Source organism: Endozoicomonas sp. ALC020 (assembly GCF_049275935.1).
In the GTDB taxonomy this organism is placed as follows: domain Bacteria; phylum Pseudomonadota; class Gammaproteobacteria; order Pseudomonadales; family Endozoicomonadaceae; genus Endozoicomonas_A.
Map to the genome: position 1 here is coordinate 3,537,792 of NZ_CP184830.1, position 26,670 is coordinate 3,564,461.

The 26,670-nt window shown below is 47.6% G+C and carries 20 protein-coding genes; 7 read left to right on the forward strand and 13 right to left on the reverse strand.

What is annotated here, in order from left to right:
- Both ACOJUO_RS13070 and ACOJUO_RS13075 read right to left on the reverse strand, forming a co-directional pair.
- Window positions 1-1,401 (reverse strand): hypothetical protein, encoded by a 1,401-nt coding sequence (locus ACOJUO_RS13070; RefSeq protein ID WP_422137163.1) that lies wholly within the window; start codon window positions 1,399-1,401, stop codon window positions 1-3.
- Window positions 1,402-1,544: 143 nt separating this feature from the next.
- Window positions 1,545-2,810 (reverse strand): 6-phosphofructokinase, encoded by a 1,266-nt coding sequence (locus ACOJUO_RS13075; protein WP_422132456.1) that lies wholly within the window; start codon window positions 2,808-2,810, stop codon window positions 1,545-1,547.
- Between the two features lie 251 nt (window positions 2,811-3,061).
- Between ACOJUO_RS13075 and mpl the strand changes: the two genes are divergently transcribed.
- Window positions 3,062-4,429 carry a UDP-N-acetylmuramate:L-alanyl-gamma-D-glutamyl-meso-diaminopimelate ligase gene (gene mpl, locus ACOJUO_RS13080; RefSeq protein WP_422132457.1) on the forward strand — a complete coding sequence of 456 codons (1,368 nt, stop codon included), beginning with the start codon at window positions 3,062-3,064 and terminating at the stop codon, window positions 4,427-4,429.
- Window positions 4,430-4,496: 67 nt separating this feature from the next.
- A complete protein-coding gene (locus ACOJUO_RS13085; RefSeq protein ID WP_422137072.1) occupies window positions 4,497-5,048 on the forward strand; it encodes a flavin prenyltransferase UbiX in 552 nt (183 codons plus the stop codon).
- Here ACOJUO_RS13085 and ACOJUO_RS13090 read toward each other — a convergent pair.
- From ACOJUO_RS13090 to ACOJUO_RS13115, 6 genes are all read right to left on the reverse strand, one after another.
- A complete protein-coding gene (locus ACOJUO_RS13090; RefSeq protein WP_422132458.1) occupies window positions 5,045-5,905 on the reverse strand; it encodes a hypothetical protein in 861 nt (286 codons plus the stop codon). The two genes, ACOJUO_RS13085 and ACOJUO_RS13090, sit on opposite strands and share 4 nt — an antisense overlap.
- A 264-nt stretch (window positions 5,906-6,169) precedes the next feature.
- Window positions 6,170-7,102, reverse strand: a complete 933-nt coding sequence (locus ACOJUO_RS13095; RefSeq protein WP_422132459.1) for a hypothetical protein — start codon at window positions 7,100-7,102, stop codon at window positions 6,170-6,172.
- 50 nt (window positions 7,103-7,152) lie between these two features.
- On the reverse strand, window positions 7,153-7,458 hold the full coding sequence (locus tag ACOJUO_RS13100; protein ID WP_422137164.1) for a hypothetical protein: 306 nt from the start codon (window positions 7,456-7,458) through the stop codon (window positions 7,153-7,155).
- Window positions 7,459-7,673: 215 nt separating this feature from the next.
- Window positions 7,674-8,216, reverse strand: coding sequence for a hypothetical protein (locus ACOJUO_RS13105; RefSeq protein ID WP_422132461.1), 543 nt, complete (start codon window positions 8,214-8,216; stop codon window positions 7,674-7,676).
- A gap of 125 nt (window positions 8,217-8,341) precedes the next feature.
- On the reverse strand, window positions 8,342-8,713 hold the full coding sequence (locus ACOJUO_RS13110; RefSeq protein ID WP_422132462.1) for a c-type cytochrome: 372 nt from the start codon (window positions 8,711-8,713) through the stop codon (window positions 8,342-8,344).
- Window positions 8,714-9,087: 374 nt separating this feature from the next.
- On the reverse strand, window positions 9,088-9,660 hold the full coding sequence (locus ACOJUO_RS13115) for a hypothetical protein (protein WP_422132463.1): 573 nt from the start codon (window positions 9,658-9,660) through the stop codon (window positions 9,088-9,090).
- 458 nt (window positions 9,661-10,118) lie between these two features.
- Here ACOJUO_RS13115 and ACOJUO_RS13120 point away from each other — a divergent pair, with 458 nt between their 5' ends.
- Entirely contained in the window at window positions 10,119-10,931 is an 813-nt protein-coding gene (locus ACOJUO_RS13120) for a hypothetical protein (protein ID WP_422137165.1), read from the forward strand.
- Window positions 10,932-11,133: 202 nt separating this feature from the next.
- On the opposite strand, the gene ACOJUO_RS13125 is transcribed toward ACOJUO_RS13120, so the two are convergent.
- The gene (locus ACOJUO_RS13125) at window positions 11,134-12,243 is read right to left on the reverse strand and encodes a polysaccharide deacetylase family protein (protein WP_422132465.1); all 1,110 of its coding nucleotides are present in this window, start codon (window positions 12,241-12,243) and stop codon (window positions 11,134-11,136) included.
- A 156-nt stretch (window positions 12,244-12,399) separates the two neighbouring features.
- Window positions 12,400-13,083, reverse strand: a complete 684-nt coding sequence (trmH, locus tag ACOJUO_RS13130) for a tRNA (guanosine(18)-2'-O)-methyltransferase TrmH (protein ID WP_422132466.1) — start codon at window positions 13,081-13,083, stop codon at window positions 12,400-12,402.
- Between the two features lie 153 nt (window positions 13,084-13,236).
- Between trmH and ACOJUO_RS13135 the strand changes: the two genes are divergently transcribed.
- Entirely contained in the window at window positions 13,237-14,490 is a 1,254-nt protein-coding gene (locus tag ACOJUO_RS13135; protein WP_422137166.1) for a bifunctional DedA family/phosphatase PAP2 family protein, read from the forward strand.
- Window positions 14,491-14,548: 58 nt separating this feature from the next.
- On the opposite strand, the gene ACOJUO_RS13140 is transcribed toward ACOJUO_RS13135, so the two are convergent.
- Together ACOJUO_RS13140 and ACOJUO_RS13145 are read right to left on the reverse strand one after the other, a co-directional pair.
- Window positions 14,549-16,219 (reverse strand): alpha/beta fold hydrolase, encoded by a 1,671-nt coding sequence (locus ACOJUO_RS13140; protein WP_422132468.1) that lies wholly within the window; start codon window positions 16,217-16,219, stop codon window positions 14,549-14,551.
- A 199-nt stretch (window positions 16,220-16,418) separates the two neighbouring features.
- The gene (locus ACOJUO_RS13145) at window positions 16,419-17,153 is read right to left on the reverse strand and encodes an FAD-binding oxidoreductase (RefSeq protein WP_422132469.1); all 735 of its coding nucleotides are present in this window, start codon (window positions 17,151-17,153) and stop codon (window positions 16,419-16,421) included.
- 319 nt (window positions 17,154-17,472) lie between these two features.
- Between ACOJUO_RS13145 and ACOJUO_RS13150 the strand changes: the two genes are divergently transcribed.
- Window positions 17,473-20,232, forward strand: a complete 2,760-nt coding sequence (locus ACOJUO_RS13150; protein ID WP_422137167.1) for a hypothetical protein — start codon at window positions 17,473-17,475, stop codon at window positions 20,230-20,232.
- A gap of 213 nt (window positions 20,233-20,445) precedes the next feature.
- Here the strand turns inward: ACOJUO_RS13150 and ACOJUO_RS13155 are convergent, their stop codons facing one another.
- On the reverse strand, window positions 20,446-21,336 hold the full coding sequence (locus ACOJUO_RS13155; protein WP_422132471.1) for an SDR family oxidoreductase: 891 nt from the start codon (window positions 21,334-21,336) through the stop codon (window positions 20,446-20,448).
- A 227-nt stretch (window positions 21,337-21,563) separates the two neighbouring features.
- Here ACOJUO_RS13155 and ACOJUO_RS13160 point away from each other — a divergent pair, with 227 nt between their 5' ends.
- Together ACOJUO_RS13160 and ACOJUO_RS13165 are read left to right on the forward strand one after the other, a co-directional pair.
- On the forward strand, window positions 21,564-23,918 hold the full coding sequence (locus ACOJUO_RS13160; protein WP_422137168.1) for a hypothetical protein: 2,355 nt from the start codon (window positions 21,564-21,566) through the stop codon (window positions 23,916-23,918).
- 370 nt (window positions 23,919-24,288) lie between these two features.
- Window positions 24,289-26,430 carry a hypothetical protein gene (locus ACOJUO_RS13165; RefSeq protein WP_422137169.1) on the forward strand — a complete coding sequence of 714 codons (2,142 nt, stop codon included), beginning with the start codon at window positions 24,289-24,291 and terminating at the stop codon, window positions 26,428-26,430.
- The last annotated feature ends 240 nt before the right edge of the window (window positions 26,431-26,670 follow it).

The window sequence follows — 26,670 nt, forward strand, 5'->3', positions numbered from 1 at the left end:
TTAATCGCTACTGACTTCTTTTTGCTTTTCTGAGGCTGGGTTATGCTGGTTCACACTGGCAGGCCTACGACCATGATACATCATTCTGTGCTGCATCAGACGCTGAGGATTCATGCAAATCCGCGTGCACCACGGCCACCCCGGGCCCTCAACCTCAATGCCACAGACTAGCAGGTCGTGTCTGTTTTGGTTACCCGATGGGGCTTCAGGGGTGGGTTGGCTCCGACTCAACGCAGCACAGAACCTTTGCCAAAACTTCGATAGATTGTCCTTCAGACCCGTTCCGGCTCCCTGCTGTTTTTCCCAGCCGTTGTGAAACTTGTCAAAGTGATCCACCAGGGCTTGACGACTCCCGCAGATCGTCCCGCATGGTTGCAGCGTGCCATTCGGGCTTTTCACGCGTTCGCCACAAACTGCCTCTTCACAGAGTAGGTAAATGTACCCGTTTCGGAAAACCTCCGGGTCTCTTGCAGTGGCTATTTGGGCAAGAGTCGCATGTTGGGTCTGACGCAAATATGATAACTCCCTCGATTCTGTTTTTATTGGCTGTGTTTCTGGAGTCTCAGCTATGGAGGTTGACGGTGACTGGGCAAGCGAAAGTGAGAACCCAACGGCTTCTGAAGAAGGGCTTTGTGGATCGAATTCCCCATCGAGCCCTGAGCCTTGTTCCGTTGTTGCTTCTGATTTTCTGAATTTACAAACGCCATTACAGTTATCTGCGTGACAGTTTAGATCGAAAGTGTGTTGCTGTTGTTCAGGGTCTCCGTTACCTTCGCCAGAGTCAGAATGCGGGTGGCTGGTGATAGTGCCTCTCAGTCGTATGGTTGTTCCTGAGGCTTGCTGGGTGGATGCTGTTGATAGCTGGCCTTGTTGAGAATTATCTTCGGGGCTGAGCATCATAGTGTTGATTGCAAACGGGTGGTCCTTACTCGCCTCTGGTTGTCCTATCGGGTTAAACATCGGTAAGTCGCTGATCCAATAGCTGCTTAAAAGAGAGCCGACAGCGATAAATGCAAGGGGTAGTTGAGAATAGGTTTTGGCGTCTGGAGAAGTGTCATGAGTGGTCAGGATCAGTTCGAAGGCAACCAGCAGATGAGTAGCGAAAAGCAAATTCCAGGAAATCGACTCAATAATGGTCTTTTTTAGCCAGTAACCGTCGGGTCCGAATGCCAGGTTATTTGTCGGGGAGTCTAATAATGCATAGCTGTTTGTTTTGCCAGTGATTGAAGGGTTATCCGGCAATGTATGCCGGTCATGCCGCTTGATAGAAAAGATTTTTTCAGAAGAATCCACATTTTGTTGCAGCTCGACAATATAACGCTCTGTCAACCATTGAGCCTGGCAGGTGACAGATGACGACAGCAACAACAGCAGTGCCGCAAGGAGTGAGTGTTTGAACATTTATTCTTACATCCTGATTTAAAGTTTCTGCAAGTAATCTTGCGAGACTGAGTTTAGATCAGGAAAGTAAGAGTGTTTTTTTAATAAAGCACGCCCGGAAGAGGTCACTACATAGCATGATTTCCTGTCCGGGCGTGTTCGATTCAGCTATCAAAAGTGTTGTTGAGTTTTTTCTCAACCATCACTTTTCTCAGCTTGGCGAATCTTGGCAGACCATTGAGATAAGGCGGGTATTCTTCACCTTCAATCAGCGGCTCAAGGTATTCCCGGCAGACCGGAGTAATGCCAAAGCCTTCCTCATCAATGAACTCCATGGGCATTTTCTTTTCGAAGTTGGCCACTTCTTCCAACTGCACTTCACCGATAGACCAGCGATAGGGCGCATTGGACTCACGGGTGATACAGGGCATTACGGCATTTTTGCCAGTGACCGCCAGTTCAACTGCTGCTTTACCCACGGCATAAGCCTGTTCAACATCCACTCTGGAGGCAATATGTCTGGCTGAACGCTGCAGGTAGTCTGCCACCGCATAGTGGTATTTGAAGCCGTGTTCCCGCTTGATCATGGTGCACAGTGCCGGTGCCACACCACCGAGCTGCTGATGACCAAAAGAGTCGATGACCGTGGTTGAAGCAGATACAAAACTGCCATCGGCATATTTGGCGCCTTCAGAGGCGACAATGACACAGTAACCTTCTTCATCCACGGTTTTCTTGACCTTGGCCAGAAACTTTTCTTTATTCAGGGGCGTTTCCGGGAACACAATAATATGAGGAGGGTCTCCATTCTGACGGGCTGCCAGTCCGGCGGCCGCTGCCAGCCAGCCGGCATGGCGGCCCATCACTTCCATGACAAACACCTTCGTAGAGGTATCGCACATGGAGGCAATATCGTGGCTGGCCTCTTTGGTGGAAACGGCAAGGTATTTGGCGGCTGAACCAAACCCGGGGCAGTTGTCGGTTACCGCCAGATCATTATCGATGGTTTTGGGAATACCAATGCAGGTGATGGGGTAGCCCATTTTTTCACTGAGCTGAGACACCTTCAGCGCCGTATCCATGGAATCGTTACCGCCGTTGTAGAAGAAGTAGCCGATATTGTGTGTCTGAAACACTTCGATCAGTCGGCGGTATTCTGCTTCACTCTCTTCGAAGGATTTGAGCTTGTAACGGCATGATCCAAATGCGCCTCCGGGGGTTCGGTGAAGTGCTCCGATGGTTTCATGGGATTCCTGACTGGTGTCAATCAGTTCTTCTCTGAGCGCTCCCAGAATACCGTTATAACCCGCATAGACCTTACCAATTTGGTCCGGATAGCGACGTGCGGTCTCGATAACGGCGCAGGCACTGGCATTGATAACTGCTGTTACGCCCCCTGACTGTGCATAAAATGCATGTTTGATTGACATCCTGAGTGGCTCTCGCTGAATAGTAATCTTGGCTTTGAATGTTTCTGTTGTTCTATGGTTTAGCGGGTTTCGATCCGCATAATACTTAAAACAAGCCTGTTTGTCCGTTTATTTAGCGGAATTTTTTCTGTAAAAAGGTAAGGAAAGAGTCTTAAATCCACGGCCAGAACGACTTCGCATTGGCCATATGTTTTCAGAACCGTTTGCGGCCCTTGAAGAGCCGCCAGCGACTGACGATGAGTAAGGATGGTATGCGCATACATATTCTGGGAATCTGCGGCACATTTATGGGAAGCCTCGCCCTTCTGGCCAGGGATATTGGCATCAGGGTCAGTGGTTCCGATGAACATGTCTATCCGCCCATGAGCACACAGCTGGAAGCTGAAGGTATTCAGCTGATGCAGGGCTATCATATCGAACATCTTGACCATGAGCCTGATCTGGTCGTGATAGGGAATGCCATGAGCCGGGGGAACCCGATTGTAGAGCACGTCCTGAACAAGGGACTTGCTTATACCTCGGGTCCCCAGTTTTTTGCCGAGCACATTCTGAAAGACAAATGGGTGATGGCCGCCGCTGGTACTCATGGCAAAACCACAACCGGCAGCATGTTGGCGTGGATTCTGGAATATGCAGGCATGTCGCCGGGTTTTCTGATTGGTGGCATCCCGGCTAACTTTGGTATTTCGGCTAGAATGGGGAAGACTCCGTTTTTTGTGGTCGAAGCGGATGAGTACGATACCGCCTTCTTCGATAAACGTTCTAAGTTTGTTCACTACCATCCCCGTACAGCCATACTGAATAATCTTGAATTTGATCACGCGGATATCTTCGAAAATCTTGCCGCTATCCAGAAGCAGTTTCACCATCTGGTCAGAACAATACCGGGTGATGGCCGAATTATATCTCCGGCGAACTGCGAAGCCCTGAACCAGGTTCTGGCGATGGGGTGCTGGTCGGAACAGGAGCAGTTGGGAGTTGAGTGGACGACCCACCTGACTGCAACGGATGGCAGTGGTTTTGATGTCATCTATCAGGGCAAGGTGGTTGGCCAGGTCAACTGGTCGCATACGGGTGATCACAACGTTGCCAACGGCCTGGCGGCTATAGCCGCTGCCCGGCACGTCGGGGTGTTGCCTGCTCTGGCTTGTGAAGCACTCAGCCTCTTCAAGGGGGTCAAACGCAGAATGGAATTGCTGGCTGATATAGGTGGCATCAAAGTGTATGATGACTTCGCCCATCATCCGACGGCGATTGAAACCACTTTGAATGGCTTACGTGCCCGACATCAGAATGACCGTATTCGGGCTGTTATCGAGCCGCGCTCCAATACCATGAAAATGGGCGTTCATGGTGATGCTTTGTCGGGTTGTGTCAGGAATGCGTCTGAAGTCATCTGGTTTCAGCCCACAAATATTGAGTGGTTACAGGGTGAGTTTATTGACAAAAGCCCCGTTCCTACCCGTGTAATGTCGTCTACTGAAGAGATCATCGATTACCTGATTGAAACTTCTGAGAAGGGTGATCATCTGGTCATTATGAGTAATGGTGGCTTTGAGGGAATTCATCAGCGTCTGCTGGTGAAACTTAATAACGCGGCAGCGTCAGAAAAAGGTTAATACATTGGCTGAGAGAATTACTCTTGCTATTACCGGGGCTTCCGGGGCCCAGTATGGACTCAGGTTGATGCAGTGTCTTGTCGCTTCGGGGGCAGAGATTTTTTGCATGATTTCAAGAGCCGCAAAAGTGGTGATTGAAACGGAAACGTCTCTTCATCTGCCTGACGGCGACCGGGAAGCAGAGGCTGTCTTGATTGATTACTGCAAAGCCAGAGCCGGGCAGATCAAACTATTGGGCCATGAAGAATGGATGTCGCCCGTTGCCTCTGGCAGTGGTGCTGCCAGTAAGATGGTCGTCTGTCCCTGCAGTTCGGGCACATTGTCGTCTATAACCTATGGAGCCAGTAATAATCTGATTGAGAGAGCTGCGGATGTGGCTTTAAAAGAGCGCAGAAAGCTGGTTCTGGTGCCCAGAGAAGCACCATATTCGGAGATTCACCTTGAGAATATGCTCAAGTTGACCCGAATGGGGGCAGTGATTTTGCCTGCCTCACCCGGATTTTATAACAAACCTGAAACCATGGAAGATCTGGTGGATTTTGTGGTGGCCAGGATATTAAGCCAGCTGGACATCGAGCAGACACTGATGCCCGGGTGGGGGCAGTCGTACGTTAATTAGTTAATTTGCGACTGCAGGTTGTGAAGCCAGAGAGCCAGTGCGTCCAGATAAAGTATTATCCGGGTCCCTTCATCCGCAGTCTGAGCGGTTACTTCAGGCTGGAAAGCGTCAGGAAGCTCCTGTTTCACCACTTCCAGTTGATAGTGGGCATGGGGTTGGTCAGAAATTACCAGTGTTCTGCCGGGAGTCGGTGCTGCTTTCATCCACTGAATCAGGGTGTCCCGCGTGTTGGCTCTCTGCCAGTGATTCTGTTTCCAGACTCTGGGAGAGTCAACAAACTCTGTCGGCAGCTTTTTCATCTCCCCGGGAAGTTTCATGGTGGCAAACAGTTGCATGGCACCTTCTGTCTCTGTGATGGGGCGGGCAGTTCTGGCGCCCTTTCCCCGGGCCTGTTCACCAATACTGTTGGCAACAAGACTGTCAATATTATCGATACCCTCTTTCAGTGGACGTTGTCCTACCAGAAAAACAATTTTGTTAAACCGGACACCCTCCTGCCAGAGTTTGGCGAGGTGGTTAAGTCTTCGCTCCATTCCGGGAACCGTTGCCCCTAGGACTAAGGAGTACTCATAGTTTGTAGAGGATGGGAGTAACTCCTGAACGAAGTTGAGCGCCTTAAGGTGACCCATAACCGCCAGATGTTGGTCCGGTGTCAGGGGCAGATCCTTCATCTCCCAGCGCTCCTGACCGGGTTGTCTGCGCCACTGTTGAGAAGCAATGATCAGAGAGTCGAGGGAGTTTGTGTGAGAGATACCGACTTCGTCCATTAAAGTGGCTAAGCCCGACAGTTTCAGAGGGTTAATGACTGTGCTGTGGTCCAGAATCGAGCTGTCAGAGGCGGGGGCATGTCGGTGCATAGAGTCCTTCCATGGAATCAGTCAGAATGGGAAAAGGCAGGTGTTAAAACATTAAGTACCTAACCAGTTGGTTTCGCATATTCTGGACGGCGGCTTTTTCCATCCTTCTGCGTTCCAACTCTGGTTGCGTAGCTATGGCTACGCGCCCGTCGTTGCGCCTTGAAGGATGAAAAAATCCACTCGCCAGAATATGCAAAACCAACTGGCCAGGTACTTACTAAAGCCGTAATAGAATTTTTCGGCCGGGCAGAAGAGTGATTTAGACTATTGCCTGTCAGCCTCCTGGCCTGCTTTCTGAGCGATTCTGATCTGCAGGTTGTGAAGCCAGAGGGCCAAAGCATCGAGGATCATGATGATTTGACTGTCAGGATCTGCTTGCTGGGCCGTTCCCTCGGTGATGAAGCCTTGGGGTAATTCCTGCCGGATGACCTCTTGCTGATAAAGAAGATGCGGCTGGTTTGATACGATCAGGGCAGAGCCGGGTTTGGGGTTGCTCTTTACCCAGCTTTTGAAACTGTCTCTTGTGTTGCCCCGTTGCCATCGATCGACCAGCCAGGTTCGGCTCGATGAGAAGAGTTCAACAGGAATATTTTGCATGTCATCAGGCATTTCAGTGGACATATAGACCATCCTGGCGGCTTCTTTTTCTGTTGCAGGGCGTGCCTTTTGTTTTTTATCCCTGGAAGCCTCTTTACCAATCACGTCAGAAACCAGTAATTCTGTCATGTCGATGTCGTCGTGAATGGGGCGCTCTCCGGATAAAAAAATGATCCGGTCGAAGCGAACGCCTTCCTTCCAGAGTGTGACCAGATGCTGAAAACGACTTTTCATCCGTGGTGCTGTTGCACCTAGCACCAGAGCGTAATCAAACTGTTTCTTATTGGGTTTCTGTTGATTGATTAAGCCCAGGGCTGCCAGATACTTCCTCACCTTTTTTTTCTGTTTGGCAGAAAAATTCAGGTCTGCCACTTCCCAGCGCTCCTGGCCGGGTTTTCTCCGCCACTGCTGAGTTGCTTCGACCATGGAGTTAAAATCTTTCTTGTGAGGAGTGCCCGTTTCAGAGAGCAGTGCTGACAGTGTATCAAGTTGCTGCTGGCTTAATGCAGGATCAGCAGCCAGAGTCTTGGCTGTCAGGAAGAGCGTCAGTAAAAGCCCTGATAGCTGGAGCTTATAGCGTTGATAGGAGCTGAAGTTCATGACCATTGATGGACCCGGTTAAAACACCTCAGCATAGATCAGTTTTTGATTCAATGTGGTAAAGATGGCAAAGAAGATTTCGCTACCGCATTAATCAGGCTCTGATCCAGATCGGGGAGCGCCCAGGCTTCAGGGTAGTTTTTTGAGAGTTCTGCAATCATGATCGAGTATTCTTCTGCCGGTTTATTAAGAAGGTAGGTCAGAAAGGTATAGATGCGGTTGGACATCTGATGATTAAACTGTGTCATCTGTTCTTCTGAGATAGCCCTGGTTTTTTCAGCCTCCTCCAGAACAGAGTTGCAGGTACAGTTAGCAGCAATCATCAGGGCCAGTTTTTTGACGGTATCATCATTCATGGGACTTCCTCAGCTTGTGTGTTTTCCTATCTTCAGTGTAGATCGGTTGAATTCGGTCAAAGTAAAGCGGGTTCTTATAGATCGGGTAATTGAATTTATGGTTTTGAAAGTCAATGGGGAAAAACCTCATGATTGCCTTTTGAGACCTCACTCTTGAAGCACAAAGCGTGGCATTGGCAAAATGCCACGCTATACCAAAAGCAGTTTATTGATACTTAATTATGAAAATTTTCTGCTGTCAACTTATAAGGCTCATCAGGTTTAATATCTCCATACAGATCTTGATACCTTTGCAGTTTGGCGGCATCCTGGTTGGTCTGTTCCTGTTGTCTGGCAACGTTTGACCAGGTGCTGGTGGCGTAATAAAGCCCGACCGCACCACCCAGGCCCATGCTGAAAGCAGCACCTACCGTTGATCCAAAGAGGAAGCCTCCCGCCAATGCACCACCCATTCCCCATCGGGCGAAGGTTCCCCAGGCTTCATTGATGCGTACACAATACTGCTTGATGCTTTTCCAGGCTCTGGACGTTCCAATGGATTTGATCTTGTCCTTTATAAAGGTCGGTACTTTGATACTGTCCACAGACAGCCCCATAAAGGTTCTTTTGGCTCTGGCGCCCAATTGCTCAAGAGCTCTACCTCCAGCTCTAACCAGAGTATTAGCAGTGTCTATCGCCAGCTGATCATGCGTCCCATTAATGATCTTATGATCCTGAAACACTGGCGTTGAATGCGTTGCTTCTGTTCCGTAAGCCATGGCATACCTCCTTGATAATCCATGAGCGGGTTGGTTTTTTCACGACAGGCAGTATGACATGGGGTGAAAAGAGAGGTCACTGACGGTTCGGTCAGTGTGGCTAACATCAGGCTCTCAGAGGCTCCCTAAAAAGTATCAATGGGACACCTTTGCAGTGAGTACCATTCACTGATGGCGTCTATCTCTTCCCCGGTCAGCATCCTGGCGATATTGACCATGGGGATATGGTTGCCTCGCAGTCCATTCCGATAATCATTCAGCTGCTTCACCATATAGACTTTCTTCTGACAGGCCAGATTAGGATTAATGTCAGCAGTGCCTATGCCGTCGGGGCCATGGCATCCGGAACACAGAACCAGGGCCTTATTTTTCGCAGCTTCCAGTCTCGGAGTCATTTCAACCGGACGAAATTCAGAGCTTTTGTGCCCGGACAGGTCGCATCCGGCCAGCAGGACCGCAGAGAAGAGGCTGATGGGCAGCCAGGGCTTAATGTTCATAATGTTCCCCAAGATACCTCTCTAATGGGTCAGGCTCCTAGCTGAGGCGGTGTGTGTTGAAGGTTAGAGACCTCCGGCTACCCGGTTTAGCCGTGCCTTGCGATGACGTTAGTATTAATGACAAGAATGTGAATCTGTATGACAAAACATTAAACAATGAACTTACATTTTTGTCTAATTCACAAAACTTTAAAAAGGAGGAGTATTAAATGTCGATTTTTTGCATTACACAAAGGAATGAGAATCTACACCAAAATTTCTGAGTGGTTTTGATCTTGTTTTGTACGGCTATCGCCTGCTTCAGCTGCGCATCGCAGGGCGACGCCTCGGAACGAACCTGATCAATTGTTATGTTTGTTGTTAAGGTGGATAAATTACTTTTCAGATGAAATAGACTGTAACAAGACTATGGTTTCATAGAAATTGGTGTCGATTCCAATAAACTTGTAAAAGTCATGAAAACCTTGGTTATTGAGAAAAGTACTTAATATTTGTTCCAGTAAAAATTTGGTTCTTGCTTTCAAATCTCCTACCCCCATTGATTCATACGGACGCAGGAAATCACTCAAGCTTACACCATGCAGAGTGGTTGTACCGAACTCTGCCGCCTTTGTAGCAAACTCCTGAGGTATATGCTTATGGAAGACTTGGCTCATTGATTTTTGAAGATTCTGCACAAACACGTCTTTGGCAGATGTTGCAGAAACTTCCAGTTTAGAGTGAAGCACTGAAAAACATGCCCTGAGTTCATCAAGAGTAATGCTAAGCCCTGAAGAACTTTTTAAGTCTTCATGTTTTCCAAACTCCTCTGAGTTTGATGGAAGAGTTTTCTCCATGCCCCGATCAAAAAAATCCAATACTTTTTTCGTTTCAGATAGTAGGTCAGCATGAAGCTCTACGGAACATGTAGCTATTAAAACCAACAAACACCTTATGATCTTCATCATTGTCGTCCAACCGAGTGGTGGTTCTGCAGTATGTATAGTTGAAATTTCTGGGAAAGCATAATGCTGATTTCAGTTGCTGCACCGCAGGCTGAGCGACCTCCAAAAATCGTCAACAGGTTGGCAATCATGGGTTCCAGCTTTTTTTGCTTATTCGCCACTTCTCCATGGGTGCCACTCCTTTTACGAATGAAATGTAAATAATTTTTAAATAAGGAGATGTGTCATACCTAATCTGCTATACCTGTGGCCTCAAAATGGAAATTTTTGAAAACTTTTGAAGAGTTAGGTGCTGAATAAAATAGCTGCTTTGATACTACCGGGAATGCACAGATTATTTACCTGAACCATTACCAGTGGAATGAGGATCAATGTAAGGCCTCATATAGATATTATTGAGAATATGACATGTGATAGTCTGGGCAGTCTTAAAATTAAGATATTTGTATAAGTGTCATGCTATGAACTTAATTGAAAAAATATTGGTTGCGGTAATAGCTACTTTTCTTTTAAACGTGCAAGGTGCTGTAGCAATTAACTTAAAAGATGTTTTCAAATATGACGTGCCGCTTTTAATTATTTTAAACTATTTAAGCTGTCCAGAAGAAGTAAACCTTATTGAGGCAATTCAAGATGTAGAGGGTATGGAAAGAGCTATAGTGCTGGTAACTAATGATGTGGCCGATAAAGTTAGCCATATTGATTTTTCTTTTGTTTCAGAAACAATCTGGGTCAATGGGTTAAAAAATTGTTTGCAGGAAGATATAATTCGCCTCGATGACCAAAGTTTTACTATAAAGGGGGTACCATTGCCTGGTTTGCTTTCATATTCTCCAATTGATAAATTTGAAGTAAAACTTGTTCAGTCTGTAGTACTTTATGATTGTGAAATTAAATCATGGGTAGGAGAACAGTGGTCTATTGCAGGTCAAAGGAAAGATGGAGTTGTGTTTTTTATTGAGGGAGGGGTTGTTGACTCAACAACTTACGACACAGAAGGTACAATTCTATTAGCTCCGTCGTGGCTGGAGCTTATTAAAAATTTGGATCTTTACGATGCAATATGTCTTTTCAATGGATGTAAAATTTCCCAGGATATGCGACTTTTAATTGTTTCTTGTATAAGCTCGACATCTGATATTTCAAGAATTGTGATGAGTATCTTATGTGAAATAATTAGTGGTAAGCAAAAAGAAATTCAAGAGATTATTCGCCAGTGTAAGCTTCAAAAAACACTTGTTTCAGAGTTTCTCACACTATCCTATATAAACTAGTCATTCATTTCTTTGAATGATGAAATATAGAGTACATTACGAGTTTTTAGAAAAAACACCTCAAAGACTGCTATTGCCAAGAGACTCACTTTAATATTCATTTAATCCTGTTTCAGCCATTCAGTTAAATCAGAGTGGCTGAAACGGATTAAGCGTTTGTATCACTCTCTGTCAAAAGACAGCAAGCCCTGGTCAGGTGACTCTAATCAATGGCTTTTCCATCTTCCGTAAGGCGAAGCCATTGGTGAGAAAACCAGTAATAATGACGTCCATCCATCGAAGGGGCCGTGCAGTTATAGCGACTGCGACCAACTGGCAGTGGCGATTTTGCCTGAGTTGTGAATCGGGTTTTCTCTTTATCGAACCATTTCACTTCAACTTTGCCCTGTCCGGAGACATAACAATTGAGTTGCTGTTTCTGATAGCTGCCATCGGCCAGAGTAAGGGTTAAAGAGGGTGTCAGGTTTTTTGGATCGATGATGGCGGTATCGGGTTCCTGCTGCATCACTGGCAGGGGTCTGCTGTTAACTTTGGTTCTGAAACCACTCATATCGGAATAACTTCCGGACATAGGGAAGCGGGGCAGACGGGTAAAGTCTGATAATGGGCCAACGGCACCAGACTGCTGTCCAAATCCAATATAGCCCATCTCTTTGATCATCTTTCTCAGTTCCGGGGCTGTCTCACCGAAAGGCCAGGCCAGCATTTTCACATTCTGACCGGTTTCTTTCCTGATGCGTTGTTCGGTTTCGGTGATCTCTTTTCTGGAACGCTCGAGCCAGGCCTGATTGGATTCTCCGGGTTGCTTTTCCGGCATATGAGGGTGGTTGAGGGTGTGGTTGGCGATGGTCGCGCCTGAGCGGGTCATCTCCTGAATCTGCTGCCAGGTCAGGAAGTTGCCAAAGCCACTGTCTACTGGCTGAGTGCTGACAAAAATGGTAAAGGGCCAGCCCTTTTCTTTCAGCATTGGGAAAGCATTCTCGTAGATGTTCTTATAAGCATCATCGAAAGTGATCACTACCGTTTTATCAGGCACCGAGTCGCCATTTTGTATGGCTTTGGTGATGGCCTCTATGGGCGCTACGTTAAAGTCATTCTTATCCAGGTAATCCAGATGTTGCCTGAACATCTCTGGCGTAATACTGGTGATAGCCGGGGTCTTGTCACTGACATGATGATATTGCAGGAAAACCGCGCTATCTGCTGCCATAGCCAGTGAAGGTATGAATGCAGCTGCAGCCAGTAATCCTCTCAAGGGCAAAGAGGCAGTGCGGTTGAGTTGCCTGATGCGGGATACTATACGGGGGATCATGTAGCCTCTGTTTTTAAAGTAAGAGTGAGTAATGAGTACAAGGACTGCTTATGAAGAGTTTCAATGTTTGAAACTAAGACATTTACGGTATGTTTGGCAAGCAATGTCAGCTCATGACAAGGGACTGGCTTCAATGAGCAGAAACTGCCATAGGACTCAGGTATCAGTCCGGACCTGGGCATACCAGGAAGATGGGTCTATAAGCTGCCCGTTGTCATCCATTTGCGGGTATTTCAGCCCCCGCTGGTCACAATACCGAGCCAGTTCGGGGTATCCCCAGCGAAACAGGGTTGGGGGGTAGATCTCGGGAGGCAGGCTTGGTTTATCATACATTCCCTTTAACAGACGCTGTCTTTGAGCTTCAACCAGGATGACCGCTGCTGCTACCGAGACGTTGAAAGAAGCCACAATACCTTGCATGGGAATAATAATGTGCTGGTCAGCAAGCTCTGCTGCCTCGGTGCTGATCCCTTTTTTCTCAGCGCCCATCATTACGGCTACAGGTGAAGTGTAATCAACTTCTGAATAGGGGATTGCAGTGTTGGAAAAATGCGCAGCATAAACTTTAAAGCCGCTGGCTTTCAGTTGTGATATACCTTCCTCTACACTGCTGTGATGATGAACATTGACATATTTGTGGCTGCCAACAGTCCTGCCGCGGAAATTTCGATAGCCCATCTTTGGCTGGCTGAGATGAATATCGGGAATGCCTACTGCATCGCAGGTTCGGATAATAGCTGAAAGGTTATGGGGTTTATGAACCTGATCGGTGATTACCGTCAGGTCGGGCTGGCGTCGATCCAGAAGGTGTTTAAATTTCTTGTAACGTTCCGGTGTCATGGCTCTGCTCTCAATATTGTATTGCGTGGCATTTCTCGTAGGTATGATAGGAGTATTTTACATCAATGAATTCACCCAGGGTTATAAGCCTTCTTGCTTTGCAGGAGAACACTGGCTTCTGGCCAAAAATGATGACTCTGAAAGAGGCTTTTTGTGGAATCGGATAGCTTTGTTGCAGTGCATGAATGGCTTCAACATCACGGGTACTGGCTGGGCCCGATTATAGCATTGGCTGCTTTTGTGGAGTCGCTGGTGGCCATCGGTTTTCTCATTCCTGGTGTTGCACTGCTGTTTGCTCTTGGGGCTCTGGCTGGCAGTGGGTTGATGGAACCCTTACCCATGTTGGCCTGGGCTTTTGTGGGCGCGGCCCTGGGAGATGGTGTCAGCTTTCAGGTGGGTTATCATTTACATGGTCGAATTCGCAACTGCTGGCCATTTTCAAGGCATCCCGGTTGGCTGGAAAAAGGCGAACGCTTTTTTGAACGGTACGGTGGCTTCAGTGTTGCCCTGGGGCGTTTTATAGGCCCTATCCGTCCGGTGATTCCAGCCGTTGCCGGGATGATGGATATGCCTCCCCTGCGTTTTTATATTATCAACCTGCTCTCCACGGCGCCCTGGGCGATAGCCTACACCATGCCGGGCTATCTGACCGGTGCTGCCCTGAAGCTGGATGTGCCGCAATCCTTTTACTATCTTTTAACCGGTTTGACCGTTGTTTCGTTGTTGATTGCTTATCTGGGGCTGATTCTGGATCGCAGGTTCTACAGGAAAAAGTTGATGCTGCTGTTACCGGTCAGCTTCATTGTGATAGCGCATATCAGCCTGTTACTTCTGACAGTGATGGACGTCAGTGGTCAGTTTGATGACCACAATCCCAGAATGCACTCGTTTATTGCCAGTATTTCTGTACCGATAGTTGAGTACCTGTCCGGTCTGGTGACCTGGCTGGGAAGTGCCCTTATTCTCTGGTTACCCCTGGTGTTGTTTGCTGTCTACTTTCTCTGGTGCAGGCGCTATAAAAAATTGTTGATTATGTCGACTTGCCTGGCGGGTATGGAGGCAACTCTCTGGTTGATGAAATGGGGGATTGATAAACCCAGACCAGCTGACTTTGATGGTCTGGATCAGTTTTCTTTCCCTTCCGGGCATACCACTCAGGCTACCTTTGTCTGGCTGCTGGTGACCTTATACCTGGTGGCCGCCAAGAGAGGCGTTGTTAAGTTCAGTGCCTACAGTTGTGCCATGATGATTGCCCTGATGGTGGCACTCTCGAGACTTGTGCTTGAAGCCCACTGGTTTGGAGATGTTCTGGCAGGTTTGCTGTTAGGAAGTATCTGGTTCAGTGTGGCGGTGACTGCAGAGAGAGTTTACTTTAACGAGAAAATCCCCAAGCCCCGAATATCCTGATAGAAACCGCCCGGAATGGTTCCGGGCGGTGATGTTCAGAAGAAGAAACTGTGTAGGCTCAGTTTGCCTGAAGGGTTGGAATCGTGAATGTTGATTGCTTCTGGCGACTGAACTCGAAATCAATAAAGTAATTGTCGCTTGTAGGTCTCTTATACTGAGGGTCCTTAGTATCTATAGCCAACACAACCCGGTGCCCTTCCGGTACATCGTAAGCTGTGGTGACCAGCTCGAAGGACATTTCAATTTTTTGTCCGGGTTCGGCCTGAGGCAAGGTTGATACACCGTGGGTGATCAATCTTGCATTACCCAAACTGTCCATGTCATAGAGATAGCCCACCAGTTGTGCCTTGTCATAGTGTGGTTGTACGACAAGGTTAACGGTCGGATTACCCCTTATTTTCATGACGTTCTGCAGCTTATCGGTGTTGAAATAAATGCCTCTGAAATCGGATGCGGCGTAAATGTTAGTGACGACCGGGACTTCAAGCTGTTCCAGAAGTTGTGAAAGAACAGGAATCTGGGTACTGAATAAACTACCCGTCCAGGAGTTGATAGTGTTGTCTTTTGACATCCAGAACGGTGGTTCATAGGGAAAGGTTTCCAAATCGCCGTTATCAAATGCAGACCTTGGATGAAGATAGTACTTCTGCTCTGCAGCTTCTTTTATTGGAAAACCGTCGAACCCTTCATACCGGTCCTGGAACTTTACTTTCATCTGAAACGGACTGGCCTGACTCAGTTCGTTACTTTCACCCTTCAGGTGAATGTCGAACCATTGGTAGACATTGTTCCAGATTCTGTCTTCACCAATGCCCAACAGCGGAGGCAACAGCTCTGCCGTTGCATGGGTTCCGGTCAGCAGATCTATATATTTGGGGGTACTCAGCTGACTGTACATCTCAAGCAGAGAGTTTGCCTGGAAAAGGTTATCGCCATAAGCTTTGGCAAAATAGACGGCAGTATTATTCTGATTCAGTTGCTCGACGTAGCTGATCGGAGACCTTTCATCTGCCCACTCGATAACGGCAGGTAACTGATCCAGCTTCTGGTTTTTAATGATGTTCCAGTTTTCAGCAATGATCGGATCGGGACTGCCTTGGAGGTCAGATAACAAAATCAGTAATTCTCCCCAGGCCAGTCTGGGGGTTTGATTGCCGTAGAGTGCGTCCAGCAAGCTTCCCCAGCTGCTCATGGCGGCAACGGCTTTGACCCGTTCATCCTGAGCAGCTCCGATCAGGCTGATACCTGAGCCATAAGAGATACCCGCAGTACCAACCGCATTGGGGTTTACAGGGTAGTTATTCAGTAGAAAGTCAATGACCTGACTGTAGTCGGCAATGTCTTTAGGACCAGCCGTGTCAATTTGTCCGGTAGACTCGCCAAAGCCCCGGGTAGAATAGCTAAGAACAACATATCCTCGTTCAGCCAGAGCTGCAGCCTGTTGCAGGTACTGGTACTCATTCATCCCCCAACTGTTAATAAAAACGACAGCGGGTGCAGACCCGGTGAGTTGGGTGGGTACAAAGATATTAGCGGTCAGTTCTACGCCATCATTGGTCAGAATGACAATATCATCATCGGTTGTATAGCGATCAGACTCTGGAAACTGTCCATTGTTCAGCAATCCGGCAGCGAACTGAAACAGTGGCTGTATGGATGCGAAGGAATGGAGAGGGAAGAGAGACAATGCCAGGTGAAGAACCAGCAGCTTGAGTAGCCGTTTCGACATGGAGTTACCTTTTTTATTATTTTTATATTGTTTTTTGTTGTTTTTATATTTTTTTCACCCGCAATTGAATCTCGACGATTACCGTTTCGTTTCAACGGGGTGTAACTCATCATACACAGGTTTTAAGTGGGTGTGTATTAACTTATTGGTGCTATCTAAAAACTGCAATGGGCGCCTATGGTTTCAGTCGCAAGAAGGATTAACTGGAAAAGACATACTTTTCCCGCTTGACCTGCCTTGGTCCAAAGCCCAGCTCTTTCAGTTCTGCGGAAGCATCGTCAATCATGGCAGGGTTGCCACACAGGTAAACCAGGTCTTTTTCGGGTGAAAGATTCAGTTGTGGAAACTGATTCTGAAGGTAACCAGGGTATTCGTTGGCGGAGGAGTTCAGTGACTTTTCCCTGCTATAACAGGCCCTGTATTCTATGGATTCGGATAAAGCTGCAAGGTCTCGAAAATCCTGCTCGTAAATCATATCGGCCCTGTCTCTTACACCCATCAAAACAAGAATCCGAGTACCTTCACTGGCCAGTTTTTTCAGTTCAGGTACCATGGCCCGGTAAGGTGCAAGACCTGTTCCGGTACCTGCCAGTATGATGCGTCCGTCGTGTTGTTTCGGTACGGTGAGCACACCGAAAGGCCCGCCGATGGACAGTTCCAGACCCGCTTCTGCTTCACTGAACAGAGAAGAGGCAACCCCCCCTTTAACAAAGCTAATGGCTATCTCAAGCTGTTGAGAGTTTTGGAAAGACTCGGGTGAATTGGCAATGCTGTAACTTCTTTTGTAGTCCTGTCCCTGGAAGGAGAAGTGCAACTGCACAAATTGTCCGGGCTGATAGTCAAAACCGGCCTCTAACCTGAAGTCCAGTTGTACGGAGTTCTGACTGAGCTGGTGTTTGGCTGTCAGGGTTGCTGGATAGAGTGGGCGTGGCATTTCGAACTCCTTGAGCGTATTAAATAGGAACTCATTAATCTGTCTCGGGGATTTCCATTAATGTTTTAATATCAAATGAAAGTTTTTGTTTCTTGAAGAAACAGCTTCATAAGGTTCAAACTCTTTCCCGGCGCAAAAGGGAGTACCCTCGTCAAGGTTAATGCCCTGAGAGTGACTTTTCAACAGGATTCACCTCTCCACGAGGCAAATACAGATTAGCCTCATCACACATCAGAGCTTCAGAAATAAATAAAAAATTTTCAAATTTAAGGTCTACTTTTATGCCTTATCAATCACAAATCTTCAGGAAAATCCGATCATGAAAAATGCAGGGCCTCTGACTATGGTTCGCCTGTTTTTTTTGTTCATCTTGTCTGTCATTTTGCCGCTTTCTGGTCACTGTGCTTTTTATACCAGCCTGTTGAGCTGGTCGGATTGGGGAAGCTTCTCCAAAGTCACTGACACATCGGGGGAGATTAATAAACTATCGTTTAGAGATAACAAACCGCCCCTCCTTCTTACTTATGATCGCAAGGCGGTTGACGAGAACGCTAAAACAGTTTCTGAATTGGCGAACAATCAGCTTTATGTCATCCTTGATAGTCAACCGGGCGATCAATTTAATTTTTGTTTCAGGACGCCCCCCGTATTGTCGACAGGAAATTATCCCACCCCGCCGGTCATTAAAAAGCCTGTAACGGGTCAGGGTATGCCAGATATACAAAATGGGAGCGTGATACGGGTTGCATCGACACCTGACAGTGTTCGCTGGCAGCATGAGTACTCGGTCAGATGGCGTTTACCGGCTGGTCATCAATCGTTGGTTTTGACCATTGAAGATAACGAGAATGGATGGGTTATAGAACCGCAATGCAGCGGTCTTTTTTCAGAAAGCGCTGCTTTACCTTCGTCATCAGGCATTAATACGTCAGCTAACAAAAAAACATCATTTGTCGATATTTTTTACCGCAATAAACAAGCTGTAAAAAATGGGCCTGGTCATTCTGACGTCAGCAGCCGTTTCAGTGGTATACCCGGAGCCGCTGATACTGCCGATAACAGCAAACCCTATACAAGCTCTGGTGGTGGCGGTGTTGGCGGCAACGATGATTTAGACGATTTATTCAAAAAAAGGCCGGGCAGTGGGATGGGCCCTCTTTACTCCTTTGAATGGACCAGTGAGCATGTCAGCAGAATGACCCTGATACCGGGCACTGACGGCCAGACCGTAAAAAAACAGATTTGGGATACCCGGATTGTGCTCAAAATAAAGCAGGGTTGGAATGAGCAGGCAATCATTATTTCGCAGGAACTTTGGGATAAAATAAGAGGTGCAAATCTTGAAAGGAGTTCAGGGCTTTTTCTGGCATTGTCCAGAAATCCCGATAATCCGGAGGCCGTATTTGATCATTACCAGAACAGTAACCTGTCACAACCGTTACAAACAGCAGACTACCGTCGTTATGCGCAGCAAGAGTTCATTTTCAGTCCCAAACAATTACTCAGCGTGTCCGTTTTTCCGGGCTACGTCCCTACAGGGATCGGCCATTCTGGAGGAACCACTCAGGCTGGAAAGCAAACGGCCAACGTTGGACCACCCTCTTACGCCCAGTATCAACGAGAGTATGGTCGTCAAAATCGAGGCAGCCGCAGTGGCAGTGAGAGTGATGGAGATGATGGGTCAGGTGGGTCATCAGACAATGGTTTATGCCTGATTTGTAATAAACCTGTACTTGCCTTCGATAAATGCAAAGAATGTCTGGATCGTGAATCCAGTGAACTTGAGCAGGAACCGACTAAAGAACAGCTCCCTGCAACAGGGCAGGATAAGGAAGTACCTGGGTCAGGAAACATTTTCGCTGAGCAGGAATCGACGGAAGAGCTGTCTGCTGCAACAGGACAAGACAGTGAAGAACCTGTGTCAGGCACAGAAGAGGCTGATCCTTCAGCAATCCACGTATTTGAATGGTTCAAAACGTTGGATTCAGATGGAAGGCAGAGAGATGATTGTTTTCGCATTAATGATAACTATAAGCTCCCGGAACTTTATAGACTTTTAACGCAAAGTTTTGTATCAGATAAAAATGCGCTAAGTAAATTTCATTCGAAATGGGTTAAATTTTTAAATGGCAGTATGTGTCTTTACCACCTTGTTTCAGAAGTCGGTGAATTGGCAAAATCCCAGGGAATTGAAGATTATGTAGAGGTGACAAGAATTGTCAAAGCACTTGCTATTCACAGGGATGTGTTTGAGAACGAAACCAGTTGGAAACAATTCAGAAACGAATTGCTGGACTACTTGACGACTAATAATCTTTTGGCTTCTGATGACCCGGGCAAAGTTTTTTATTCCGGATTAGATCAGAGAGAGAAATCAGAATTAATTAATTTTATCTTTGAAATATTTTCTGAAGCGAGTTTGTGGCTAAACGATGAAAAAGTCCCATCAAGGTTTGTAACAATAGCAATGCTAAATAAATTAGCTAGAGATGTTTATGCCAAGTATGGTTTTGGTCTTCCGGATACGGATATGGATTATGAGAACTTATCAGGAATTATTATGTGGGGCTGTGCGAGTTTTGGACGATATTCTTTTATTACTCGATATAACAGGAAATATTTAGGTAGACATGCCAGTGAAACACTTCATTTTACGGGGTTAAGAGTTACTAGCGATGAAAATGATGATTTTATAGATGTTGAAGCTATGTATACTGCAATGGTTCTTATAAGATCAATGCACGGACAGCGTTTAAGAGATATGTTTCCTGAGCATGTCAGTTTTGCTGAAGGTGTACCCAGTGAGCAACTTGAGCTTTTAGAAAACTTTAGCATTAAAGCCAACGAACAGCTTGTTAAGCTTCTGGAAGCTGCTGAGCCAGAAAAAAAAGACAAATTTATACATAGTATGTTTTTGATCTTTGGTATGGTTCCCAGAGAACTATCTAATGAGCTATCAGATCCCGAAACTGTTCCGTCAACCCAAGCCGTTGCATACGCCACCGCACATCTAACTTTGGATTCTACCGTTGCAGAGGATGAACTCCTGAGTATTGGTTCTAAGCCAGGCATTGATTGACAAAAATTTGCCAAAAATACCGGTGTTCTTAGTGAAAAACAGCTAAGAGATATTGATGCTGAAAACGTCGGGTTTGATGATAAGGTAAAGGCGATGATGAAAAAATGGAAAAGAATGAAAGGCCCGATTACCTTTAACGACCTAACAACTTTGAAACCAGCAAGCCCGGCTTGCAGGGCAAGCCTCTTGTGCTATTTTTCAATCCCCCGTCGTTTACGGTGGATAAGATGTCAGCTCACATACTTCACGGACAATACGGGCCACAGCACTTCTCCATGGGCGGGCATGTACGCCAAAAGTGTTCAGCACCTTATTGGAAGATAGGGTGCCATTGGCGGGAGGTTTGATGCCTTCCCTGGATTCGATGTTGGCCATGATCAGCTTTCGGACGCTCAGGTCGCGATGCTGGGAAGCCTCAGCAATAAGAATTTCGGCGAAGTTGCTTTCAGAAACCGACTCTGTGGTGGAGTAGTGGTAAGTGCCCCAGGTCTGGGCGCCACAATCGAGTTGTTGAACCATGGCGATAATAATCCGGGCAGCATCGTCAGCCGGTGTCGGGCAACCCAGCTGGTCCGGAGTTACATAGACTTCCTTGTTAACCAGCATCTGTTCCGCCAGTCTTCTAAGCATGTTGGGACGACGCGCACTGATGATCCACGACAGACGCAGAATGATATGCCGCTCACAGCGTTCACGGATTTGTTGCTCCGCCTGAAGCCTGCTGTTACCGAGAACACCGATGGGGTTGGTAGGATCTTTTTCGTTATAAGGTTCCTGCTTGGTACCGTCAAATACCCTGTAACTTGACAGCTGAAACAGAATAATGCCTTGACGCTGGCAGCAGTCTGCCAATTCTGCAACGGCGTCTCTGTTGATACTGAAACAGCGGGAAGGCTCATTCTCGGCCTTGACCGGATTGTTATAGGCCGCAGCATTGATGACCAGATCTGGCTGGTGGTGGTTGAGACAGCTCTGAATCTGATCGGGCCTGGATAAGTCCAGTTCCGTTCTGTCCGGCGCGTGCCAGGGAATACCTTTCTCTGTCAGTCTTTTGCAGACTTCATGGCCGACCTGACCGGTTTGACCGATGACCAGTACTTTCATACTTGGATTCCAATATCACAGGCTTAATGATTAAAAGGCTATTGAAGCACGAATAGCTGTCCAGGGGCACAGGCGTTTGAGTGTTTTGTCAGAAAACATGTTTGTTTTCCTGATCTATCCTTCCTCTCTGTAAACCGGAATGCAGGGATAGAATTATTAAACACTCACCCTTTGCGACACTGCTGTCACTGCTACTGTCGTTGTCTGTTATCTGTCAGGCCGGATCGTTGACAAGACGTTTTGTTGTTGAGCTTGAACGGGATGCAGGCTCCCCAGAACAAAACTTTTCTATAAAACGTGACTGGCATACGTTGCCAGGTAACCCATCAGATATTGTCCACATAAACGACTATGCAGAACCCGATTTGTCACCTGATAAAAAACGACATAGTTCATCTGGTTATGGAATAGAAAAGACCATCATTGAGTCGATTTCGTGGCAATGGCTTTACGCTTCGAATCTGCTGATTGCTTATGAACTGTTTGTTATCACAAAAGTGACCCTCATGAGTGACGAGCCTTATTTATGGCTGCCTTTGGAAGTGCCTTTCGCTGTTGCCTGGCTTTTAAAAATCTATTGGAAGCCCAATACACAGCTGTTTAGCCAAATTGAGCAACAGGCGACATCTATGTTGATACGAGAGGATCACCTGTTTGCAACCATCACCGCAGTGTTTGGCTCTACAGGGAACTCACCTCAATACCAGTCGTCAGAATCATCCAGCCAGCCAGCCCCAAAAGCCACCCTGTCGCCTATAAGCTCTTTTAATGGACCCCTGAATAATGACTATAGCGGCGGAAACGGAGGCAATCAGCAACACCAGCACACCCTGGGTTTAAATTGTTTTATTCATCCCTGTCATGGCTTTTGTCAATTGCAGCCCTTGTCCGGTAGCAGCAGGCCCGCTGAATGGCCCCTGAATACCATGGAAAGCTCATGCGTTCACCAGACTACTGGACACTGCTCAAGTTGTATGAGGCATTTTGATCCTGAATATGCTGCGGAGTTCCGTCAAAACCCTCTTATCAATACATTGCATGAACTTTCTGACATTCAGCTCCTATTGGATTCTGATCCACTATTTGGTGGCAGTGATGGTAACCTCACAGACTTAATCCATGATGCCATTGACGCTCCCGGGTCACTCAATGATGATGTGCCAATGCTCGGGCATCTGTCTTCCATTGCCGATGATATTGCGGTCATTAATGGGTCACTCGATCTAGAGCATCTTTTCAAAGAAGATGAGCAGGCCTTTACGCTTAGCCCTTCAGAAATACAACAAACCACCGCTGAGTCATCCCAATTGGCGCAAAGCCAACCTCATCTTTCCCGGACAGGCGCAGTAAAGGCTAAAGCCGAAAGAGCTCAAAAAGCCTGTGAGTTGACCGTGGTCGGGGAGGACGGCCAGCAGCGGCCATGCGGGAAGTTCTTTAAGAGTGATGGAGCCCTGGCGAATCACAAGAGCAAATACCATACCGGGCAAAAAGTCTGTGGTCAGAGCGTGGTCGGGGAGGATGGCCAGCAGCGACCATGCGGTAAGGTCCTTAAGAACATTAAAGCCCTCTGGGGCCACAAAAGTAAATGCCACAGCGGGCAACAAACCTGTAAAGTGATCGTGTTCGTGGAGGGTGGTCAGCAGCGGCCATGCGGGTGGCTCTGCAAGAATGCCAGTGCACTGACTTATCACAAAACTAAATACCACAGCGTGCAACAAACCTGTGAAGTGACTGTAGTCGGGGAGGATGGTCAGCAGCGACCATGCGGGAAGGTCTGTAAGAATGCTGGAGTCCTGTCGAGCCATAAAAGTGAATACCACAGAGGGCAACAAATCTGTAAAGTGACCGTGGTCGGGGAGGATGGTCAACAGCGGCCATGCGGGAAGCTCTGCAAGAATGTTAAGACCCTGTCGAATCACAAAAACACATGGCACACCGGGCAAAAAACCTGTGTCTTGATTATGGTCGGGGAGGATGGTCAGCAGCGACCATGCGGGAAGGTCTGTAAGAATACCGTAGCCCTGTTAGACCACAAAAGTAATTACCACAGCGGGCAAGAAGCCTGTAAAGTGAACCTGCTCGGGGATGATGGTCAGCAGCGGCCATGCGGGCGGCTCTGCAAGAATGCCAGAGCACTGAGATATCACAAAATTAAACACCACAGCAGGCAAGAATCCTGTACGGTGAACGTGTTCAGGGAGGATGGTCAGCAGCGACCATGCGGGCAGCTCTGCATCAATGCTCATGCCCTGTCGATACACAAAAGCATATGCCACACCGGGGAACAAACCTGTGACTCAACCGTGATAGGGAAGGATGGCCAGCAGCGACCATGCAGGAAAGTCTGCAAGAATGCTAAAGCCCTGTCGAATCACAAAACAAAAGTCCACAGCAAGCAACAACACTGCCAGCTAACCGTAATCGAGGATGGTCGACAGACGGTCTGCAAAAAACCTCAAGTTCTATCAAATCGCAAAAGAAGAGATCGAAAACGCAAGCATGCTGTGGGCGAGGACGATGAACTCAGTCCTCCTGCAGATAAAGTGAATAATTGTGGTTACCAGGGGAAGCTGACGGACTGATATCTATCAACGCTCCGGGAGCTTATCGGACTTAAGTGTCCTCTGCACGGGGTCGCCTAGACGGGGTCGCCTGGACGGGGTCGCCTGGACGGGGTCGCCTAGACGGGGTCGCCTAGACGGGGTCGCCTAGACGGGGTCGCCTAGACGGGGTCGCCTAGACGGGGTCGCCTGGATGCGCTATTTTTTGTCAGACTGCCAGTAAGCATAGGAGCAGGATTTTTGAGGCTTTTGACAGAAAACATATTTATTTTCTTGATCTATCCTTCCTCTCTGTAAACCGGAATGCAGAGATAGAATTATTAAACACTCACCCTTTGCGGCACTGTTGGCACTGCTACTGTCGTTGTCTGTCATCTGTCAGGCCGGATCGTTGACAAGACGCTTAATTGTCGAGCTGGAACGGGATGCAGACTCGCCGAAACAAAACTTTTCTATAAAACGTGACTGGCGTACGTTGTCGGGCAACCCACCAGATGTTGCCCTCATAAACGACTATTCAGAACCAGATTTGCCATCTGTTAAAAAACGACACAGTTTATATGGTTATGTCATAGAAAAGACCATCATTGAGTCGATTTCGTGGCAATGGCTTTACGCTTCGAATCTGTTGATTGCTTACGAACTGTTCGTTACCACAAAGGTGACTCCCATGAGCGCCGCCCTTTATTTATGGCTGTCTTTGGAAGTGTCTGTCGCTGTTGCCTGGCTTTTAAAAAACTATTGGAGGCGCGATATACGGCTGTTTAGCCCGATTGAACAACAGACGGCATCTATTATGCTGACACGTTGGGAGTACCGGTTTGCAACCATCACCGCAGTGTTTGGCTCTGGAGAGAACTCACTACAATACCAGTCGTCAGAATCATCCAGTCAGCAAGCCCCAAAAGCCACCCTAACGCTTATAAGCTCTTTTATTAACCCTCTGAATGATGACTATAGCGGCGGAAACGGAGGCGATCAGCAACACCTGCACACTTTGGGTTTAAATTGTTTCATTCATCCCTGTTATGGCTTTTGTCAATTGCAACCCTTATCCTTCGGTAAGCCCGCTGAATGGCCCCTGAATACCCTGAAAAGCTCATGCGTCCACCTGGCTACTGGACACTGCCCAGGTTGCATGAAGCATTTTGATCCTGCATATGTTGAGGAGTCCTGTCAAAATCCTTTTTTCAATACATTGCATGATCTTTCTGATATTCACCTCCCGTTCGAGTTTGAGCCAACATTTGAAGGCATTGATGATCACCTTACAGGCTTAGTCCAGAATACCATTGACGCTAACGGGTTACTCAATGATGATGTGCCAGCGCCCGGGCATCTGTCTTCCAGTGCTGATGATTTTGCGATCATTAATAGGTCACTCGATCTACAGCGTCTTCCTAAAGAAGATGAGCCTGCCTTTAAGCTTAAACATTCAGAAACACAACAAACCACCTCTAAGTCATCCCGATTGGATCAGAGCCTACCTCATCTTTCCCGGACAGACGCAGCGCAAGCTAAAGCTGACAGCGCCCAGAAAACCTGTGAAGTGATCGTGTCAGGGAAGGACGGCCAGCAGCGGCCATGCGGGAAGGTCTTTAAGAGTGTTCGAGCTCTGGGGAATCACAAAAGCAAGTGCCACACAGGGCAAAAAGTCTGCGGTCTGAGCGTGGTCGGGAAAGACTGTGAGCAGCGGCCATGCGGGATGGTCTTCAAGAATGTTGGATCACTGGAGAATCACAAAAGCAGATACCACACGGGGCAAAAAACCTGTGACCTGACCGTGTTCGGGGAGGACGGCCAGCAGCGGCCATGCGAGAAGGTCTATAAGAATGCTCGAGCCCTGTGGAGTCACAAAAGCAAATGCCACACCGGGCAAAAAGTCTGTGATCTGATCGAAGTCCGCAAGGACGGCCAACAGAGGCCATGCGGGATGGTCTTCAAGAATGCTGGATCACTGGAGAATCACAAAAGCAGATACCACACGGGGCAAAAAACCTGTGACCTGACCGTTGTCGGGGAGGACGGCCAGCAGCGGCCGTGCGGGATGGTTAACAAGAATGCTGGCGCCCTGGCGAATCACAAAATCAAATGCCACACCGGGCAAAAAGTCTGTGATCTGACCAAAGTCGCGAAGGACGGCCAGCAGCGGCCATGTGGAAAGCTTTGCCAGAATGCTAAAGCCCTGGCGGATCACAAAGGTAAATACCACAGAGGGCAAAAAGCTTGTGCAATGATCGTGGTCGGGGAGGATGGTCAGCGGCGACAATGCGGGAAACCCTTCATGAATGCTAACAGCCTGTTATATCACAAAAGAAGAGAACACTCCGGGCAACGAACCTGTGAAGTGATCGTGTTCGGGGAGGATGGCCAGCAGCTGTCGTCTGGGACGGCCTGCAAAAAACCTCAAACCCTTTCCTACAACAAAAGAAGAGATCGAAAACGCAAGCCTGCTTTGGGCGAGGACGATGAACTCAGTCCTCCGGGAGGTAAAGTGAATAAGCGTGATTATCAGGGGAAGATGACGGACTGATACCTGAACGCCTCTGGAGCTTATCGGGCTTAAGCGTCCTCTGTGGTCGCCTGGATGGGGTCGCCTAGATGCGCTATTCCCAGTCATACTCCCAGGGGGCACAGGAGTATGATTTTTGAGCGTTTTGGCAGAAAACATGTTTATTTTCTTGATCTATCCTTCCTTTCTGTAAACCGGAATGCAGAGATAGAATTATTAAGCACTCACCCTTTGCGGCACTGCTCTTACTGCTATTGTCAA